The following is a 16,940-nucleotide window of genomic DNA, read 5'->3' as shown; positions in this document are numbered from 1 at the left end:
GCGGGGAAGCGGTGGTGTGGACGTCTCCATCCTGTGCACCGGCCGTCCCGCGCGGATCACCCGCGCGGGCGGTCCCGCCCGGTCACGTCCTCGCCGGCCAGGGGGAGGGGCCGCCCGTGCCGGGTCCCCCGGGCGGGGGATCCCCGGCCGTGACCAGGCCGGTCTCGTAGGCGCAGATCACGGCCTGGATCCGGTCGCGCAGACCGAGTTTGGCCAGCACGTTGCCCACGTGGGTCTTCACCGTGTGGTCGCTGACCACCAGCGCGGCGGCGATCTCGGCGTTCGACAGCCCCCGCGCGAGCAGCAGCAGCGTCTCCCGCTCCCGCCCGGTGAGCACGTCCAGCCGGGGATCGGCCCGCCGCGGCCGGGCGGCGGGCCGGGTGTACTGCTCCACCAGGCGCCGCGCCACCGACGGCGCGAGCAGCGAGTCGCCCCGGGCCACGACCCGCACCGCGTGCACCAGGTCGTCCCGCCGGACGTCCTTGAGCAGGAAGCCGCTCGCGCCCGCGTGCAGCGCCTCGTACACGTACTCGTCGGAGTCGAACGTCGTCAGCATGACGGTCCGGCAGCCGCCCGCCGCGCTGATCGCGCGGCAGGCCGCGATGCCGTCCACGCGTGGCATCCGGATGTCCAGCAGCGCCACGTCGGGCGCGTGCCGCCGTACCGCGTCGACGGCCGCGGCGCCGTCACCGGCCTCCGCGACGACCTCGATGTCCGGCTGCGCGTCCAGGATCATCGCGAAGCCGCTGCGCACGAGTTCCTGGTCGTCCGCGACGACCACCCGCAGGGTCATCGCCCCGCCTCCGCCACGGCGGCGGCCGGTGCCGGGATCCGGGCCCGCACCTCGAAGCCGCGGCCGTCCGGCCCCGGCCCGGCGACCGCGCTGCCCCCGTGGGCCGCCGCCCGCTCCCGGATCCCGGTCAGACCGTGCCCGCCGGCGGCGTGCCCGCGCGGCCCGCGCCCGTCGTCGGTGACCCGGACCTCCACGTCGGACGCGCCGTAGACCAGCCGGACGGTCGCGGTGTGCGCGCGGGCGTGCCGGACGGTGTTGGTGAGGGCCTCCTGCACCACGCGGTGGACGGTGGCGCCGACCGGCCCGGGCAGCGGCCGCACGGCCCCGGCCGTCTCGTGCACCACGTCCAGCCCGCTGCCGCGCACCCGGTCCAGCAGGGCGGGCAGGTCGGCGAGGCCGGGCTGGGGTGAGCGCGGGGAGCCGTCCGGGTCGTCGCCGTCGCGCAGGACGCCCAGCATGTGGCGCAGCTGCGCCATGGCCTCGCGTCCGGTGGCGGAGATGGCGTCGAAGGCGGCCTCGGCCCGCTCGGGCGCGGCCCGCACCGCCACGGGCCCGGCCTCCGCCTGCACGATCATCAGGCTCACGGCGTGGGAGAGGACGTCGTGCATCTCCCGTGCGATGCGGGCCCGTTCACGGGCCGCGGCCCGCTCGGCCTCCACGCGGTGCGCCCGCTGCCGGGTGTCGGTGAGGCGGCCGAAGGCGTAGGCGGCGGCCAGGACGAAGAAGGAGAAGGTCAGTTCGCGCAGCGAGCGGGTGTTGAACCACACGCCCACGGGCACGGCCACGGCCAGCACCAGCGCGGCGGTGGCCCGGGTGCGCGCGGGCGAGACGACCGCGATCGTGTACGCGACGACGAGCCCGGTGTACGGCAGGGGCTGCCCGGGCCCGTCCACGGTCAGCCGGTACAGCGCGTTGGCGGCCAGCACCGCGAACAGCACGGCGAGGGGCGCCCGCCGCCGCCACACCAGCGGTACGACGGTGAGGGTGCTCAGCCCGTAGGCGGCCCAGGTCGCCGGGGGCAGGCCGGCCGCCCGCGGCACCACGAACGGCAGGGTCATGGCGGCCTGGACGAGCAGGGCGACCCCGATGTCGACGAGCAGCGGACGGGACGCGGCGAGGACCCGTCCCCGCTGCCACCACCCGCGCACCATGCCCCGTACGCCCGTCACCTGTCACGACCCCCGTCCCGTGCCGGCCGCTCACACCGTAGCGGGGCGGGGCCGGTTCACGCCCCGGGTGCGCGGAAGGCGACCTGGCGGTGGGTGGCCTCGTCGATCTCGTCGAGGGTGAGCAGGGGGGTGGCGCGGGTGCGCAGCGCGCCGCTGGCCTTGACCGTGAGGCTGACGGCGGCCATGGAGACGGCGTCGGGGAAGTCCACGATGAGCACGATGTCGTCGCCGCCGAAGGAGAAGTACATCGCCTCGACCCGGCCCCCCAGCCCGGTCACGACCTGCTCGACGGCGTCCCGCCGCCCGCTCGCGCCTTCCCTGAGCAGCCCTCTGGTGCCCTCGGGCGTGTAGGTGGCCTGGATGAGGAACTTCGGCATGGAGGAACCGTCCTGCCCGTCGAAGGTGCGGTACGCCCCACCCTTCCCCGGCCCCCGCCCCCCGCTCACACCCCCGCCCCACGATTCACCCGTCGGCCCCCAGCCGGCTACCGCATCTGGGACAACCGGGGGCGGCGCGGGCGGGGTGACCTCTACGAGCTGTGCCCCGACGACCTCCTGACGGAGTTCGACGGACCGGCCGGGAGGAGCGCGGCGAGGGCGCCGGCCAGGGGGAGGACGAGCGCGGGGGCGCGCGGCGGCCGGGCGGTGAGGGCAGGGGTGACGGGGCGGTTGGCGGGCACGGTGTCGGGGTTTCTCTCGTCGGACGGGTCGCTCGCGCGGAGCGGGTGGGCGGTGGTGGCTACGGGATGAGGACGACCTTCCCGGCGACCGTGCCGGACTCGGCCAGCCGCAATGCCTCGGCGGCCCGCTCCAGGGGCAGGCGCGCGGCGACACGGGCACTGACCTCGCCGCGTCCCAGGGCGGCGAAGACCTGCGTGAGGTCGGCGTGCAGCCGGGCGCGGAAGCGGTCGCGGGACAGCGCCCGCCCGGCCCAGACGTTGTAGAAGCAGGCGCGGCGGCGGTTCGGCAGCGCGTTCCACAGCCACACCCGACCCAGCAGCTTCAGCACGGGCCACTGCTTGGAGCCCTCGGCGTCCCGGGTGGAGGCGCTGCCGTAGGAGACCAGCGTGCCGCCGGGGGCGAGGAGCCGCCAGGAGCCGACGATGCCGCGGCCGCCGACGTGGTCGAAGACGGCGTCGGCCCCCTGGGGCGCCAGCGCGCGGATGCGGGCGGCGAGGTCGTCCGCGCGGTAGTCGACGGGCAGGACGCCCTGGGCGCGCAGGGCCTCGTGATGGCGGGGGGACGCCGTGCCGATCACACGGGCCCCCGCCGCCAGGGCGAGCTGGACCAGCACGGAACCGACGCCGCCGTTCGCCCCGAGGACCACGACGGTGTGGCCGGCGCGCACGCGGGCCTTGCGGTGCAGCATCTGCCAGGCCGTGACGCCGTTGACGACCAGGGTCTCGGCCTCGGCCGCCCCGACCCCGGCGGGCACGGGCACCGCGTCGGCCGCGTCGGCCACGACGTGGCTCGCCCAGCCGCCGACCTTGACCAGGGCGGCGACCCGGGTCCCGGCCAGCGCGGGATCGACGCCCTCGCCGGTGGTCAGGACCGTGCCGACGAGGTCGTAGCCCGGGACGAACGGGAACGGCGGCTGGTCGTAGTAGCGGCCGCGCCGCATCTGCTGCTCGGCGAAGGAGACGCCGGTGGCCTCGGTGCGGATCAGCACCTGCCCGGGGCCGGGGGCGGGGACGGGACCGCGCCGCGTGACCAGTCCCTCGGGCTCGACCTTGCCCGGCAGGACGATCTCGACGAGTTCCCCGGTGCGGTTCATGACGGCCTCCGTACGGCTTGGGCTACTGCTTCTTGTGTTCGTTATAGGTTGTAACGCATTGCGGAAGTGAGTGTCAATAACGTGAGTGATAACCTCTCACCATGACGGAGGCAGAGAAGGGCGCGACGCCCCGCGAGCGGTACCGCGCCCAGGTCCGGGCGGAGATCAAGCAGCGCGCGTGGGAGCAGATCGCCACGGCCGGGGCGTCCGCGCTCTCCCTGAACGCGATCGCCAAGCAGATGGGCATGAGCGGTCCGGCGCTGTACCGCTACTTCGGCGGCCGGGACGAGCTGATCACCGCACTCGTCCGGGACGCGTACCGCAGCCTCGCCGACACGATCGGCGCGGCAGCCGCCGACGGGGGCGCCGACGTGACCGCCCTGGCCCACGCCCTGCGCGCATGGGCCCTGGCGGACCCGCAGCGCTACTTCCTCGTCTACGGCACGCCGATCCCCGGCTACCACGCGCCCGACGACATCACGGCGATCGCGTCGGAGATCATGGCCCACCTGCTGGACGCCTGCGCGGAGCCGCCGGCGGACGGCCCGGAGACCGGCTTCGCCGCCCACCTCGCCGACCACCGCGACTGGGCCGCGGACCACCCCGCCCCGCCCGCGGTCCTCCACCGGGCCCTGACCTTGTGGACCCGCCTGCACGGTGCCCTGTCCCTCGAACTGGCGGGCCACTTCACGGGCATGGGATTCGACCCGGCCCGGCTCTACGAGGCCGAAGTCGCCGCCCTCACGCACCGGACCCCGTCCGACGGCACCGCCTGAGGAACGACGGCGCAAACGTGGCCGGGGACGGGCCCTGCCCGCCTCCCGGGCTGGCCGGTTCGGCCGTTCCGCCCGGCACGGGGTGCTGGCACCCTGGCGAGCACCCGGCAACCGGCCGCCGGAGCCGGCCGGACCGGCCGGGGGGACAATTCCCGTCCAGGAGGAGCGGAAGGGAGTACCGGCATGATCGAGTGGAAGCCGCTGGGAGCCGGAGCCAGACCCGTGCCGCAGCCCGTGGCCACCCCGCTGGTCTGGGCCGGGGCGGGTGTCGGCGCCCTGCTGCTGGTGGCGGTCCTCAACACGGTGGCCGGGCCGGGCCGTCCGGACCTCGCCCTGGCCGCGCTGTCGCTGCTCGCCGCGGTACTGGGCCTGTGCGCCCGCTTCACGGCCGCCCCGGGCACGGCCCTGCTGTGCTGGCTGTTCCTCAACGGGTTCGCCATCCCGCCCGCCGGGGTGCTCACCTGGACCGGACACCGGGACACCCCCTGGCTGGTCTGCCTCTTCACCGCGGCCCTCGTCGGCACCGGCCTGGCCCGTCTCGTGCACGCCCGGGCCGCCTACCGCCGCCTCGCCCCCGCGCGCCCCGCACCGGGCGCCCGCGGCGCGGACGGCCCGTACGACGCCTGAAACCGCCCGGGTCCCCGGCCGGGCGGCGGGCACCGCACGGTCCCGGCCGGGGCGCACCCGAGCGCGGGAGCGCAGGCCACCGCCCCGTAAAGTGCCTCGAAGCCGTCCCCCGAGACCCGAGGAACCGAGCCGTGACCCGCGAACGCCCCGCCGACCCCGCCGCGCCGGCCGCCGTGACCGTCGTCGGGATCGGTGCCGATGGCTGGGCGGGACTCCCGGACGGCTCCCGTGCCGTGCTGCTCGACGCCGAGGTCCTCGTCGGCGGCCCCCGCCAGCTGGACCTGCTGCCGCCCGAGTGCGCCGGGAGACGCGTCGCCTGGCCCTCGCCGCTGCGCCCGGCCGTGCCCGGCCTGCTCGCCGCGCACGCCGGCCGCAGGATCGCCGTCCTGGCCAGCGGCGACCCCATGTTCCACGGCATCGGACGCACCCTCACCGAGGTGCACGGGCCCGTCCGCGTGCTGCCGCACCCCTCCTCGGTGTCCCACGCCTGCGCCCGGCTCGGCTGGCCCGTCGAGGAGACCGAGGTGGTCACACTGGTGGGCCGCCCGGCGGCCCGCCTCGCCGCCGCCCTGCACGAGGGGCGGCGCATCCTCGTCCTGAGCGCCGGCGCGGACACCCCCGCCGAGGTCGCGGCCCTGCTGCGCAACCGCGGCTTCGGGCCCAGCCGCCTGCGGGCGCTGGAGCAGCTCGGCGGCCCGGGGGAGCGGGTGAGCGGCCCCGTCACCGCCGACGGCTGGGCCCTCCCGCCCGGAGACCCCCTGAACATCGTCGCCGTGGAGTGCCGCCGCGCCCCGGACGCCCCGCGCCTGGGTGCCGTTCCGGGCCTGCCGGACGAGGCGTACGAGCACGACGGGCAGCTCACCAAGCGGCACGTCCGGGCCGTCACCCTGGGCGTTCTCGCCCCCGCCCCCGGCGAACTGCTGTGGGACGTCGGCGGCGGGTCGGGCTCCATCGCCGTCGAGTGGATGCGCACCCACCCCTCCTGCCGGGCGGTCAGCGTGGAGCGCGACCCGGTGCGGGCCGCGCGCATCGAGCGCAACGCCGAGCGGCTCGGCGTGCCCGGCCTGCGGGTCGTCACCGGTGCCGCGCCGGACGCGCTGGCCGAACTGCCGCCCCCGGACGCGGTGTTCATCGGCGGCGGGCTCACCGCGCCCGGGCTTCTCGACGCCTGCTGGGCGGCCCTGCCCGCCGGCGGGCGGCTCGTGGCCAACACCGTGACGCTGGAGTCGGAGGCGCTGCTCGCGGACGCCTGCCGGCGCCACGGCGGCGAGCTGGTGCGGCTCGCCGTGTCCCACGCGGTGCCCGTGGGCGGCTTCACCGGGTGGCGGCAGGCGATGCCGGTGACCCAGTGGGCCGTGCGCAAGGACGCGTAGGAACCCTCCGACCCTTCCAGGAGCAGACAGATGACCGTGTACTTCATCGGTGCCGGCCCCGGCGCCGCCGACCTGATCACGGTGCGCGGCGCCCGGACGCTCGCCGCCTGCCGGGTCTGCCTGTACGCGGGCAGCCTGGTGCCGCGCGAACTGCTGGCCGAGTGCCCGCCCGGCGCGCGCCTGGTGGACACCGCGCGGCTCGACCTGGACCAGATCACCGCCGAGCTGGTGCGCGCCCACGAGGAGGGCCACGACGTGGCCCGGCTGCACTCCGGGGACCCCTCGGTGTTCAGCGCGGTCGCCGAGCAGATGCGGCGGCTGGACGCGGCCGGGGTCCCCTACGAGGTGGTGCCCGGCGTGCCGGCCTTCGCCGCCGCCGCGGCCGCGCTGAAGCGGGAGCTGACGGTGCCGACCGTCGGCCAGACCGTCATCCTCACCCGCATCGCCCAGCAGGCCACCGCCATGCCCGAGGGCGAGGACCTGGCCACCCTCGGCCGCAGCGGCGCGCTCATCGTGCTGCACCTGGCCGCCCGGTACGTGGACCGCGTCGTGGCGGAGCTGCTGCCGCACTACGGCGCCGACTGCCCCGCCGCCGTCGTCGCCTACGCCTCCCGCCCCGAGGAACTGGTCCTGCGGGGCACGCTCGACGAGATCGCGGGGCAGGTGAAGGAGGCCGGGGTGCTGCGCACGGCCGTCATCATGGTCGGCCGCACCCTGGGCGCGGAGCACTTCCGCGACAGCCACCTGTACTCACCGGAACGCGACCGCCACACCTGCTGAGGCACCCGGGCGGAATCCGGGACGGCCGGGGGGACGGCCACGCGCGGAGTGCCGGCTCCGGGCCGCGGCCGGGATGCGGGAGCGGGTCGGGATTCGGGGTCGGGTGGGGGATCGGGCCGCAGGCAACGGCCGGGACGCCGGCCGGGGTTCAGGACCGGCCGGAGCCCGGGCCCGCCACCTCGCTGCGTCCCACCACCGTCCCGGCCCGGTCGATGCACAGGACGTCGACCGCCACCGGGGCGCCGCGCAGGACCGCCAGGGCCTCGTCGCGGGCCGTCGCCGCGACCAGGTCGCCCAGCGGGACCCCCGCCGCCTGGCACAACTGCAGGGCGGCGAGACCGGTGTTGGCGTCGGCGATCCGCGCGGCCAGCGCCTCGTCCGCCCCGCCCCGGCGGGCCAGCCCCGCCAGGAAGCCCTTGTCGACCTGGGAGCGGGCCGAGTGCAGGTCCAGGTGGCCCGCCGCCAGCTTGGACAGCTTGGCGAAGCCGCCGCAGAGGGTGAGCCGGTCCACGGGGTGGCGGCGGACGTACTTCAGCACCGCGCCCGCGAAGTCGCCCATGTCGAGCAGCGCGTCCAGGGGCAGCCCGTACTCGGCGACGACGGTCTTCTCCGAGGTCGAGCCCGTGCAGCCGGCCACGTGCCTGCGCCCCGCCGCCCGGGCCACGTCCACGCCGCGCCGGATGGAGTCGATCCACGCCGAGCAGGAGTACGGCACGACGATGCCGGTCGTGCCGAGGATGGACAGCCCGCCCAGGATGCCCAGCCGGGGGTTCCACGTGGAGCGGGCGATCTCCTCGCCGTGGTCGACGGAGAGCGTGATCTCCACGTCCCCGGTGCCGCCGTGCCGGCCGGCGACCTCCGCGACGTGGTCGCGCATCATCCGGCGCGGCACCGGGTTCACGGCCGGTTCGCCGACGGCCAGCGGCAGGCCCGGACGGGTGACCGTGCCCACCCCGGGGCCCGCCCGGAAGACCACCCCGGACCCCGCGGGCAGCAGCCGCACGGTCGACCGCACCAGCGCGCCGTGCGTGACGTCCGGGTCGTCACCGGCGTCCTTCACGACGCCCGCCATCGCCGACGCCCCGGTCAGCTCCTCCGCCGCCAGCGCGAACGCCGGGGTCTGCCCCTTGGGCAGGGTGATCGTCACCGGGTCGGGGAACTCGCCGGTGAGCAGGGCGGTGTACGCGGCCGTCGTCGCGGCGGTCGCGCAGGCACCGGTCGTCCAGCCGGCCCGCAGACCGGTGTGCTTGAGTTGGGCGCTGCGACCGCCCTCTGCCTGGCCGGTCACGGCCTGCTCCTCGGAAGGGACAGCACTGTCGTGCACGTACTCATTCTCGGCGGGACCACGGAGGCCCGCCGCCTCGCCGAGCTCCTCGCGGCGGGCGCGCCGCCCGGCACGCGGGTGACGAACTCCCTGGCCGGACGGGTCGCCGCGCCCCGGCTGCCGCCCGGCGAGGTGCGGGTGGGCGGGTTCGGCGGGGCCGAGGGGCTCGCCGCCTGGCTGCGCGAGCATGAGGTGGACGCGCTCATCGACGCCACGCACCCTTTCGCCGGGACGATCAGTTTCCACGCGGCGCGGGCCGCCGCCACCGCCCATGTTCCCCTGCTCGCGCTCCGGCGTCCCGGCTGGGTCCCCGTGCCGGGCGACGACTGGCACGAGGCCGCCTCCCTGGACGAGGCCGCGGCGCTGCTGCCCGCGCTGGGCCGGCGGGTGTTCCTCACCACCGGCCGGATGGGCCTGGCCGCCTTCGCGGACCTGGACGGCCCGTGGTTCCTCGTACGGTCCGTCGACCCGCCCGCGCCGCCGCACCCGCCCCGCATGGAGGTGCTGCTCGACCGGGGCCCGTTCACCCTCGACGGGGAACGCGCGCTGCTGCGCCGGCACCGGATCGACGTGGTGGTGACGAAGGACAGCGGGGGCACGGCCACGGCACCGAAACTGACCGCGGCGCGGGAGGCGGGCGTCCCCGTGGTGGTGGTCCGCAGACCTCCGGTCCCCGAGGACGTCCCGGTGGTCGCGGACGCCCCCGCGGCCGCCGCCTGGATCACCCGGCGGGCGGCCGGGGACCGCAACGACAGACCCTAGGTCGCCGGTGTCAGTCCTCCGGGTAGCGGCGGGGTGTCCAGGCGATCTCCTCGCCGTCGCCCCGGCGGACCACCCTGGTCTGCGTGGAGCCGACCAGCAGGATCGTGCGCATGTCGACCTCCTCCGGGACCAGTTCGCCGAGCGGGACGACGCGGACCCGCTCGCCGGGACCGCCGACGTCCCGGGCCACGACCACGGGCGTCTGCGGGTCCCGGTACTCCAGCAGCAGGTCGCGGGCCTTGCCCACCTGCCAGGTGCGGCTGCGCGAGCCCGGGTTGTACAGCGCCAGCACCAGGTCCGCCGAGGCCGCCGCGCGCAGCCGCTCGGCGATCACCTCCCACGGCTTGAGCCGGTCGGACAGGGAGAGGGTGGCGTAGTCGTGGCCGAGCGGCGCCCCGGCCCGGGCGGCGGCGGCGTTCGCCGCGGTCACCCCGGGCAGCACCCGCACCGGCACGTCCGCATACTCCTTCTGCGAGGCGACCTCCAGCACCGCCGTCGCCATCGCGAACACCCCGGGGTCGCCGCCGGAGACCACGGCCACCCGCCGCCCCCGCTGCGCCAGTTGCAGCGCGAACTCGGCACGCTCGGACTCGACCCGGTTGTCGGAGCCGTGCCGCCGCTGCCCGGGCCGCACCGGCACCCGGTCGAGGTAGGTGGTGTACCCGACGAGGTCGTCGGCGGCGGCGAGCGCCCCCCGCGACTCCGGCGTCAGCCACAGCGGCCCGGCGGGCCCGGTGCCCACCACGACGACCTCGCCCCGCTCCCGCGCGACGGGCTCGGCGTCGACCTGGCTCGGCAGCACCGCGACCGAGAAGTACGGCACCGACTCCGGGTCCACGTCGGCCAGTTCGGCCAGCCGCTCCCCGCCCATGGTGGCCCGCTCGACGTACCGCGTCCGCGCCAGCCGCCCCGAGGCCTCCAGCGCGCGCCGCACCTTGGGGAAGGTGCGGCCCAGCTTCATCACGACCGCCACGTCCGTCGCGGCGAGCCTGGCCGTCAGCTCCTCCTCGGGCAGCGTGCCCGGCAGGATCGTCAGCACCTCCTCGCCCTCGGCCAGCGGTGTGCCCAGCCGGGCCGCGGCGGCGGAGACCGAGGTGACGCCGGGGATCACCTCGGTGTCGTAGCGGCCGACGAGCCGCTTGTGCATGTGCATGTAGGAGCCGTAGAACAGCGGGTCGCCCTCGGCGAGGACCGCGACCGTGCGCCCGGCGTCCAGATGGGCCGCGAGCCGCTCGGACGCCTCGGCGTAGAAGTCGTCCATGGCGCCCTGGTAGCCGCCGGGATGGTCGGTGGTCTCGGTGGTGACCGGGTAGACCAGCTTCTCCTCGATGTGGTCGGCGCGGATGTGCCGCGCCGCGATCGAGCGGGCGATGGACCGCCCGTGCCGGGCGCTGTGATACGCGATCACGTCCGCCTCGGCGATGACCTCGACGGCCCGTACGGTCATCAGGGACGGGTCACCGGGGCCGAGCCCCACCCCGTACAGCTTCCCGCTCACTCTTCCTCACTCGCGATCGCGTTGAGCGCGGCGGCGGCGATGGCGCTGCCTCCGCGACGGCCCCGGACGACCAGGTGCTCCAGGCCGGACGGGTGCGCGGCCAGGGCCTCCTTGGACTCGGCGGCCCCGATGAACCCGACCGGGACACCGATGACGGCGGCGGGCTTCGGCGCCCCCGCGTCGATCATCTCCAGCAGCCGGAACAGCGCGGTGGGCGCGTTGCCCACGGCGACGACCGAGCCCTCCAGCCGGTCCCGCCACAGCTCCATCGCGGCGGCGCTGCGCGTGGTGCCCAGCTTCGCGGCGAGTTCGGGGACCGACGGGTCGGACAGGGTGCACAGCACGTCGTTGCCGGCGGGCAGCCGCTTGCGGGTCACGCCGCTGGCCACCATCTGCACGTCGCAGAAGATGGGCGCCCCGGCGCGCAGCGCCTCCCGGGCCCGGGCCACCACCGCGGGCGAGTAGGCCAGGTCCCGCACCAGGTCCACCATGCCGCAGGCGTGGATCATCCGGACCGCGACCTGGCTGACGTCGGCGGGCAGTCCCGCGAGGTCCGACTCCGCGCGGATGGTGGCGAAGGACCGGCGGTAGATGGCCGCGCCGTCCTTCTCGTAGTCGTACGTGGTCACGGTGGTGTTCTCGCTGCTCTCGGTCGTCGGCATACGGCTCATGGGGTGATCGCCGCCAGGGCGGTGGCGAGGTCGGACGGATCGTCCAGCAGGGCGGTGCGCGCCGGCCGGCCGGGCTCGGCGGCGGTCAGCTCGTAGCCGCCGCCGGGCGCGGCCACCACGTCGATCCGGCCGCCCCGGGGGTGCCCGCACCGGCGTTCGCAGCCCGACCAGTACAAGGGGAGGGCGGACCGGCCGGCGGCGGCCAGCGTGCGGGCGGCGTCGGCCCGGACGTCCGCCCGGGACCTGGCGCATCCGGGCCGGCCGATGCACGCCCCGACCCGCAGCCAGGGCGAGCCGGGATCGGTGACCAGGCCGGTGTCCGCCAGCCGGGACAGGGCGGCCGCCGGGTCGCCCGTACCGGCGGGCACGACCACCGAGCGCCACGGCGTGAGCCGCAGCTCCCCGTCGGCCACCTCCGTCACCTCCCGCCACTGCGCGGCCGTCAGACGGCCGAGGGGGACGTGCACGATCAGGGCGGACCCGACGGCCCCCGGCGACGGCGGCCCCGCGCCCTCGGCGGCCTCCCGCACCCCGTCCCGGAAGCCGACTCCCGACCCGGCCAGCCGGTCGCGGACCGCACGAAGCAACACCTCCCGCCCGCAAGGGAGTTCGTCCACCCGCCACACCCGGGCCCCACTGTCGCGCACGACGTCGACGAACGCCTCCGCCGCGAGCAGCGCGGCCCGCGCCGCGTCGTCCCCGGACACGTACAGCACCTCGTCGCCCGAACCCGGCGCGAGCACCGCCTCGTTGCCGGGCAGGGCCCGCACGGTCACGTCGGCGCCGAGCCCGGCCACGTCCCCGCGCCCGTCGTCGAGCGCGAACAGGAAACGGCCCGACAGCGCGGTCGCGGACACGCTCGCGCACAGCGCCGCGTCCAGTTCCGTCAGCCAGGACCGCACGTCCCGCGAGCCGCGCCCGTCCAGCCCCGACAGCGGCGAGGCGACGACGTTGCGCACCCGCTCGTGCGCGTACGACGGCAGCAGCCCGGCCGCGTCCAGCAGTTCGGCCAGTTCCGCTCCGCACGCCTCCCGCAGGCCGCGCAACTGCACGTTGCCGCGCGAGGTCAGATGCACCTCCCCGTCGCCCAGCCGCCCGGCCGCCTCCGCGAGGGCACGGGCCTGCGGGGCGGTGAGCACACCGCCGGGGACCCGGACCCGGGCCAGCGCCCCGTCGTCCGCCTCGTGCAGCCGCAGGGTGCCCGGGCATGCGTCACCGCGGACCCGTGAGGCCGCTGTGGCCTGGGGCGATGGACGGGGGGCAGCCGTGGACATGGCGGCGAGCATACCGACCATCACACCGGCTGTACGCTCTGCCCTTTTCCCCTGCCCCTTACTATGCTCGTCGGCGGATCATCAGGTCCGTCACCACCGCCACCACGGCGACCAGGGGAGGAAGCCCGGTGTGATTCCGGCGCGGTCCCGCCACTGTGAACCCGGCCACAACCCGGGCAAGTCAGGAACTCCCTTCCCCCGGCTCCCCCCTCCGCAGGAGCCAGGGCCCCACACCACCACCCGGGGCGCGGACACCCCGAGGAAGGCCGACGCCGCATGATCCTCCTGCTGTCGACGTCCGACACCGACCTGCTCAGCGCCCGTGCGGCGAACGGCCCGGTGCCCTACCGCTTCGCCAACCCCTCCCGCCTGCCCCTGGAGGACCTGCCCGGCCTCCTCGACGGCGCCGACCTCGTCGTCGTCCGCCTCCTCGGCGGCATCCGCGCCTGGCAGGACGGCCTCGACCTGCTCCTCGCCGACGGCCGCCCGGTGGTCGTCCTCACCGGTGAACAGGCCCCGGACGCCCAGCTGATGGCCGCCTCCACGGTCCCCGTCGGCATCGCCGCCGAGGCCCACGCCTACCTCGCCCACGGCGGCCCGGCCAACCTGGAGCAGCTCGCCCGCTTCCTGTCCGACACGGTCCTGCTCACCGGCCACGGCTTCGAGGCCCCGGCGGCCGCCCCGACCTGGGGCCCGCTGGAGCGCGAGGCCCGCCCCGGCGACGGCCCGACCGTCGCCGTGCTCTACTACCGCGCCCACCACATGAGCGGCAACACCGCGTTCGTCGCCGCCCTGTGCGACGCCGTCGAGGACGCGGGCGGGCGCCCCCTGCCGCTGTACGTGGCGTCCCTGCGGGCCCCCGAGCCCGAACTGGTCGACGCCCTGCGCTCCGCCGACGCCGTCGTCACCACCGTCCTCGCCGCCGGCGGCACCAAGCCGGCCACCGCCTCCGCGGGCGGGGACGACGAGTCCTGGGACGCGGGCGCGCTCGCCGCCCTGGACGTGCCGATCCTCCAGGCCCTGTGCCTGACCGGCTCCCGCGCCTCCTGGGAGGAGAACGACGAGGGCGTCTCCCCGCTCGACGCCGCCACCCAGATCGCCGTCCCCGAGTTCGACGGCCGCCTCATCACCGTCCCGTTCTCCTTCAAGGAGATCGACGCCGACGGCCTGCCCGCCTACGTGCCCGACCCGGAGCGCGCGGCCCGCGTCGCCGGCATCGCCGTACGCCACGCCCGGCTGAGGCACATCCCGGCCGCGGACAAGCGCCTGGCGCTGGTGCTGTCCGCCTACCCGACCAAGCACTCCCGCATCGGCAACGCGGTGGGCCTGGACACCCCCGCCAGCGCCGTCGCCCTGCTGCGCCGGCTGAAGGCGGAGGGCTACGACTTCGGCGACGCCGACATCCCCGGCCTGGTCTCCGGCGACGGCGACGAGCTGATCCGCGCCCTCATCGAGGCCGGCGGACACGACCAGGAGTGGCTCACCGAGGAGCAGCTCGCCCGCAACCCGGTGCGCATCCCGGCCGCCGACTACCGCCGCTGGTTCGCCACGCTGCCGAAGGAACTGCGCACGGCGGTCGAGGAGCACTGGGGCCCGGCGCCCGGCGAGATGTTCGTCGACCGCAGCAGCAACCCGGAGGGCGACATCGTCCTGGCCGCCCTGCGGTTCGGGAACCTGCTGATCCTCATCCAGCCGCCGCGCGGCTTCGGCGAGAACCCCATCGCCATCTACCACGACCCGGACCTGCCGCCGTCGCACCACTACCTCGCCGCCTACCGCTGGATCGCGGCCCGCGCCGAGGACGGCGGCTTCGGCGCCGACGCGATGATCCACCTCGGCAAGCACGGCAACCTGGAGTGGCTGCCCGGCAAGAACGCCGGCCTGTCCGCCGCCTGCGGCCCCGACGCGGCCCTCGGCGACCTGCCGCTGATCTACCCCTTCCTGGTCAACGACCCGGGCGAGGGCACCCAGGCCAAGCGCCGCGTGCACGCCACCCTCGTCGACCACCTCGTGCCGCCCATGGCCCGCGCCGACTCCTACGGCGACATCGCGCGCCTGGAGCAACTCCTCGACGAGTACGCCCAGATCTCCGCCATGGACCCGGCCAAGCTCCCCGCGATCCGCGCCCAGATCTGGACCCTCATCCAGGCCGCCCGGCTCGACCACGACCTCGGCCTGGAGGACCGCCCGGACGACGACGGCTTCGACGACTTCCTGCTGCACGTCGACGGCTGGCTCTGCGAGGTCAAGGACGCCCAGATCCGCGACGGCCTGCACGTCCTGGGCAACCCGCCGGCCGGCGCCGACCGCGTCAACCTCGTCCTGGCCATCCTGCGCGCCCGCCAGATCTGGGGCGGCACCACCGCCCTGCCCGGTCTGCGCGAGGCCCTCGGCCTGGACGAGTCCGCCGCGACCCGCACCACCGCCGACGCGGCCGAGGAGCAGGCCCGCGCCCTGGTCCAGGCCATGGAGGACGCGGACTGGGACCCGGCCGCCGTCCCCGCCGTGGTGGCAGCCGGAGTCGACGCCGGGCGCGCCGAACAGGTCGCGGCCATCCTGCGGTTCGCGGCCGACGAGGTCGTCCCCCGCCTGTCGGCCACCACCGGCGAGATCGACCACGCCGTGCACGCCCTGAACGGCGGCTTCGTCCCCGCGGGCCCGTCCGGCTCCCCGCTGCGCGGCCTGGTCAACGTCCTGCCGACCGGCCGCAACTTCTACTCCGTCGACCCCAAGGCCGTCCCCTCCCGCCTGGCCTGGGAGACCGGCCAGGCCCTCGCGGACTCCCTCCTGGAGCGCTACCGCACGGACAACGGCGAGTGGCCCACGTCCGTCGGCCTGTCCCTGTGGGGCACCAGCGCCATGCGCACCGCCGGCGACGACGTGGCCGAGGCCCTCGCCCTGCTGGGCGTGCGCCCCGTCTGGGACGACGCCTCCCGCCGCGTCACGGGCCTGGAGCCCGTCCCGTACGAGGAGCTGGGCCGCCCGCGCATCGACGTCACGCTGCGCATCTCCGGCTTCTTCCGCGACGCGTTCCCGCACACCGTGGGCCTGCTGGACGACGCGGTCCGCCTGGCCGCCTCCCTGGACGAACCGGCCGAGGCCAACCACGTGCGCGCCCACGTCCGGGCCGACCTCGCGGAGCACGGCGACGAACGCCGCGCCACCACCCGCATCTTCGGCTCCCGCCCCGGCACCTACGGCGCGGGCCTGCTGCAGCTGATCGACTCCCGCGACTGGCGCACCGACGCCGACCTCGCCGAGGTGTACACGGTGTGGGGCGGCTACGCCTACGGCCGTGAACTGGACGGCCGCCCGGCCCGGGAGGAGATGGAGACGGCGTACAAGAGGATCGCGGTCGCGGCGAAGAACACCGACACCCGCGAGCACGACATCGCCGACTCCGACGACTACTTCCAGTACCACGGCGGCATGGTCGCCACCGTCCGCGCGCTGCGCGGCACGGCGCCCGAGGCGTACATCGGCGACTCCACGCGGCCGGAGACGGTCCGCACCCGCACCCTGGTCGAGGAGACCTCGCGCGTCTTCCGCGCCCGGGTCGTCAACCCCAAGTGGATCGAGGCGATGCGCCGCCACGGCTACAAGGGCGCCTTCGAACTCGCCGCCACGGTCGACTACCTCTTCGGCTACGACGCCACGACCGGCGTGGTCGCCGACTGGATGTACGACAAGCTCACCGAGGCGTACGTCCTGGACCCGGCCAACCGCGAGTTCCTCCAGGAGGCCAACCCCTGGGCGCTGCACGGCATCGCCGAGCGGCTGCTGGAGGCGGAGTCGCGCGGCATGTGGGAGAAGCCGGACCCGGCGGTGCTGGACGCGCTGCGGCAGGTCTACCTGGAGACCGAGGGCGACCTGGAGGGCGAGGACTGAACCGGCCCGGGCGGCGGCACGCGCGTTGACGGTGGAGCGCCGGCACGCACCGGCGCCCGTCCGCCGCGCGGTCGTCGCGGGGCTGCTCTCGGCGCCGCGCTGGTGTTTTCGTCCGCTCCGCGGTCGTCGTCCCGCTGTTCTGGCGTGCCGTGCCGCTGCGTCAGGCGTTCAGCGGCGGTGCGCCGGGCCGAACGGCGTTCCGCGCCGCCCCGTTCGGTGGCCACGGGGCCGC

General features: G+C 76.1%; 14 protein-coding genes and 1 riboswitch. Of the genes, 6 read left to right on the top strand and 8 right to left on the bottom strand.

Features of this window, described 5'->3' with window-relative positions; translation table 11 throughout:
• Positions 1-82 precede the first annotated feature (82 nt).
• The 4 genes from ACFYWG_RS25560 to ACFYWG_RS25545 all read right to left on the bottom strand — a co-directional run bounded on the left by ACFYWG_RS25560 (position 83) and on the right by ACFYWG_RS25545 (position 3,735).
• On the bottom strand, positions 83-793 hold the full coding sequence (locus tag ACFYWG_RS25560; RefSeq protein WP_383499896.1) for a response regulator: 711 nt from the start codon (positions 791-793) through the stop codon (positions 83-85).
• Positions 790-1,944 carry a sensor histidine kinase gene (locus ACFYWG_RS25555; protein WP_389203986.1) on the bottom strand — a complete coding sequence of 385 codons (1,155 nt, stop codon included), beginning with the start codon at positions 1,942-1,944 and terminating at the stop codon, positions 790-792. The genes ACFYWG_RS25560 and ACFYWG_RS25555 overlap by 4 nt, the downstream gene beginning before the upstream one ends.
• A 74-nt stretch (positions 1,945-2,018) precedes the next feature.
• On the bottom strand, positions 2,019-2,339 hold the full coding sequence (locus ACFYWG_RS25550; RefSeq protein WP_376326585.1) for a GYD domain-containing protein: 321 nt from the start codon (positions 2,337-2,339) through the stop codon (positions 2,019-2,021).
• A 361-nt stretch (positions 2,340-2,700) separates the two neighbouring features.
• On the bottom strand, positions 2,701-3,735 hold the full coding sequence (locus tag ACFYWG_RS25545; RefSeq protein ID WP_389203800.1) for a medium chain dehydrogenase/reductase family protein: 1,035 nt from the start codon (positions 3,733-3,735) through the stop codon (positions 2,701-2,703).
• Positions 3,736-3,836: 101 nt separating this feature from the next.
• On the opposite strand from ACFYWG_RS25545, the gene ACFYWG_RS25540 reads away from it, so the two are divergent.
• From ACFYWG_RS25540 to cobM, 4 genes are all read left to right on the top strand, one after another.
• Positions 3,837-4,511, top strand: a complete 675-nt coding sequence (locus ACFYWG_RS25540; RefSeq protein WP_389203798.1) for a TetR/AcrR family transcriptional regulator — start codon at positions 3,837-3,839, stop codon at positions 4,509-4,511.
• A 183-nt stretch (positions 4,512-4,694) separates the two neighbouring features.
• On the top strand, positions 4,695-5,138 hold the full coding sequence (locus ACFYWG_RS25535; RefSeq protein WP_376326596.1) for a hypothetical protein: 444 nt from the start codon (positions 4,695-4,697) through the stop codon (positions 5,136-5,138).
• A gap of 173 nt (positions 5,139-5,311) precedes the next feature.
• Positions 5,312-6,511: a precorrin-6y C5,15-methyltransferase (decarboxylating) subunit CbiE gene (cbiE, locus tag ACFYWG_RS25530; protein ID WP_389203985.1), complete on the top strand. Its 1,200-nt coding sequence runs from the start codon at positions 5,312-5,314 to the stop codon at positions 6,509-6,511.
• 30 nt (positions 6,512-6,541) lie between these two features.
• Positions 6,542-7,291: a precorrin-4 C(11)-methyltransferase gene (cobM, locus tag ACFYWG_RS25525; protein WP_376326599.1), complete on the top strand. Its 750-nt coding sequence runs from the start codon at positions 6,542-6,544 to the stop codon at positions 7,289-7,291.
• 148 nt (positions 7,292-7,439) lie between these two features.
• Here the strand turns inward: cobM and ACFYWG_RS25520 are convergent, their stop codons facing one another.
• The gene (locus ACFYWG_RS25520; RefSeq protein ID WP_389203795.1) at positions 7,440-8,579 is read right to left on the bottom strand and encodes a cobalt-precorrin-5B (C(1))-methyltransferase; all 1,140 of its coding nucleotides are present in this window, start codon (positions 8,577-8,579) and stop codon (positions 7,440-7,442) included.
• Between the two features lie 30 nt (positions 8,580-8,609).
• Between ACFYWG_RS25520 and ACFYWG_RS25515 the strand changes: the two genes are divergently transcribed.
• Positions 8,610-9,377: a cobalt-precorrin-6A reductase gene (locus ACFYWG_RS25515; RefSeq protein ID WP_389203793.1), complete on the top strand. Its 768-nt coding sequence runs from the start codon at positions 8,610-8,612 to the stop codon at positions 9,375-9,377.
• 10 nt (positions 9,378-9,387) lie between these two features.
• Here ACFYWG_RS25515 and ACFYWG_RS25510 read toward each other — a convergent pair whose 3' ends face one another.
• Genes ACFYWG_RS25510 through cobG form a run of 3 tightly spaced genes read right to left on the bottom strand, consistent with a single transcriptional unit; the run spans position 9,388 to position 12,832 of the window.
• The gene (locus tag ACFYWG_RS25510; RefSeq protein WP_376326604.1) at positions 9,388-10,875 is read right to left on the bottom strand and encodes a precorrin-2 C(20)-methyltransferase; all 1,488 of its coding nucleotides are present in this window, start codon (positions 10,873-10,875) and stop codon (positions 9,388-9,390) included.
• Complete coding sequence (locus ACFYWG_RS25505) at positions 10,872-11,546, bottom strand: precorrin-8X methylmutase (protein WP_376326605.1); 675 nt, start codon at positions 11,544-11,546, stop codon at positions 10,872-10,874. Before ACFYWG_RS25505 ends, ACFYWG_RS25510 begins: the two co-directional genes overlap by 4 nt.
• A complete protein-coding gene (gene cobG, locus ACFYWG_RS25500; RefSeq protein ID WP_389203984.1) occupies positions 11,543-12,832 on the bottom strand; it encodes a precorrin-3B synthase in 1,290 nt (429 codons plus the stop codon). The genes ACFYWG_RS25505 and cobG overlap by 4 nt, the downstream gene beginning before the upstream one ends.
• 105 nt (positions 12,833-12,937) lie before the next feature.
• Positions 12,938-13,011: riboswitch (cobalamin riboswitch) on the top strand.
• A gap of 85 nt (positions 13,012-13,096) precedes the next feature.
• Between cobG and cobN the strand changes: the two genes are divergently transcribed.
• Entirely contained in the window at positions 13,097-16,708 is a 3,612-nt protein-coding gene (cobN, locus tag ACFYWG_RS25495) for a cobaltochelatase subunit CobN (protein WP_389203790.1), read from the top strand.
• Positions 16,709-16,940 lie beyond the last annotated feature (232 nt).

It is taken from the genome of Streptomyces sp. NPDC003456, assembly GCF_042878735.1.
In the GTDB taxonomy this organism is placed as follows: domain Bacteria; phylum Actinomycetota; class Actinomycetes; order Streptomycetales; family Streptomycetaceae; genus Streptomyces.
Note: the sequence above shows the minus strand (reverse complement) of the source record. Positions and strands in the feature narration are given on the sequence as shown.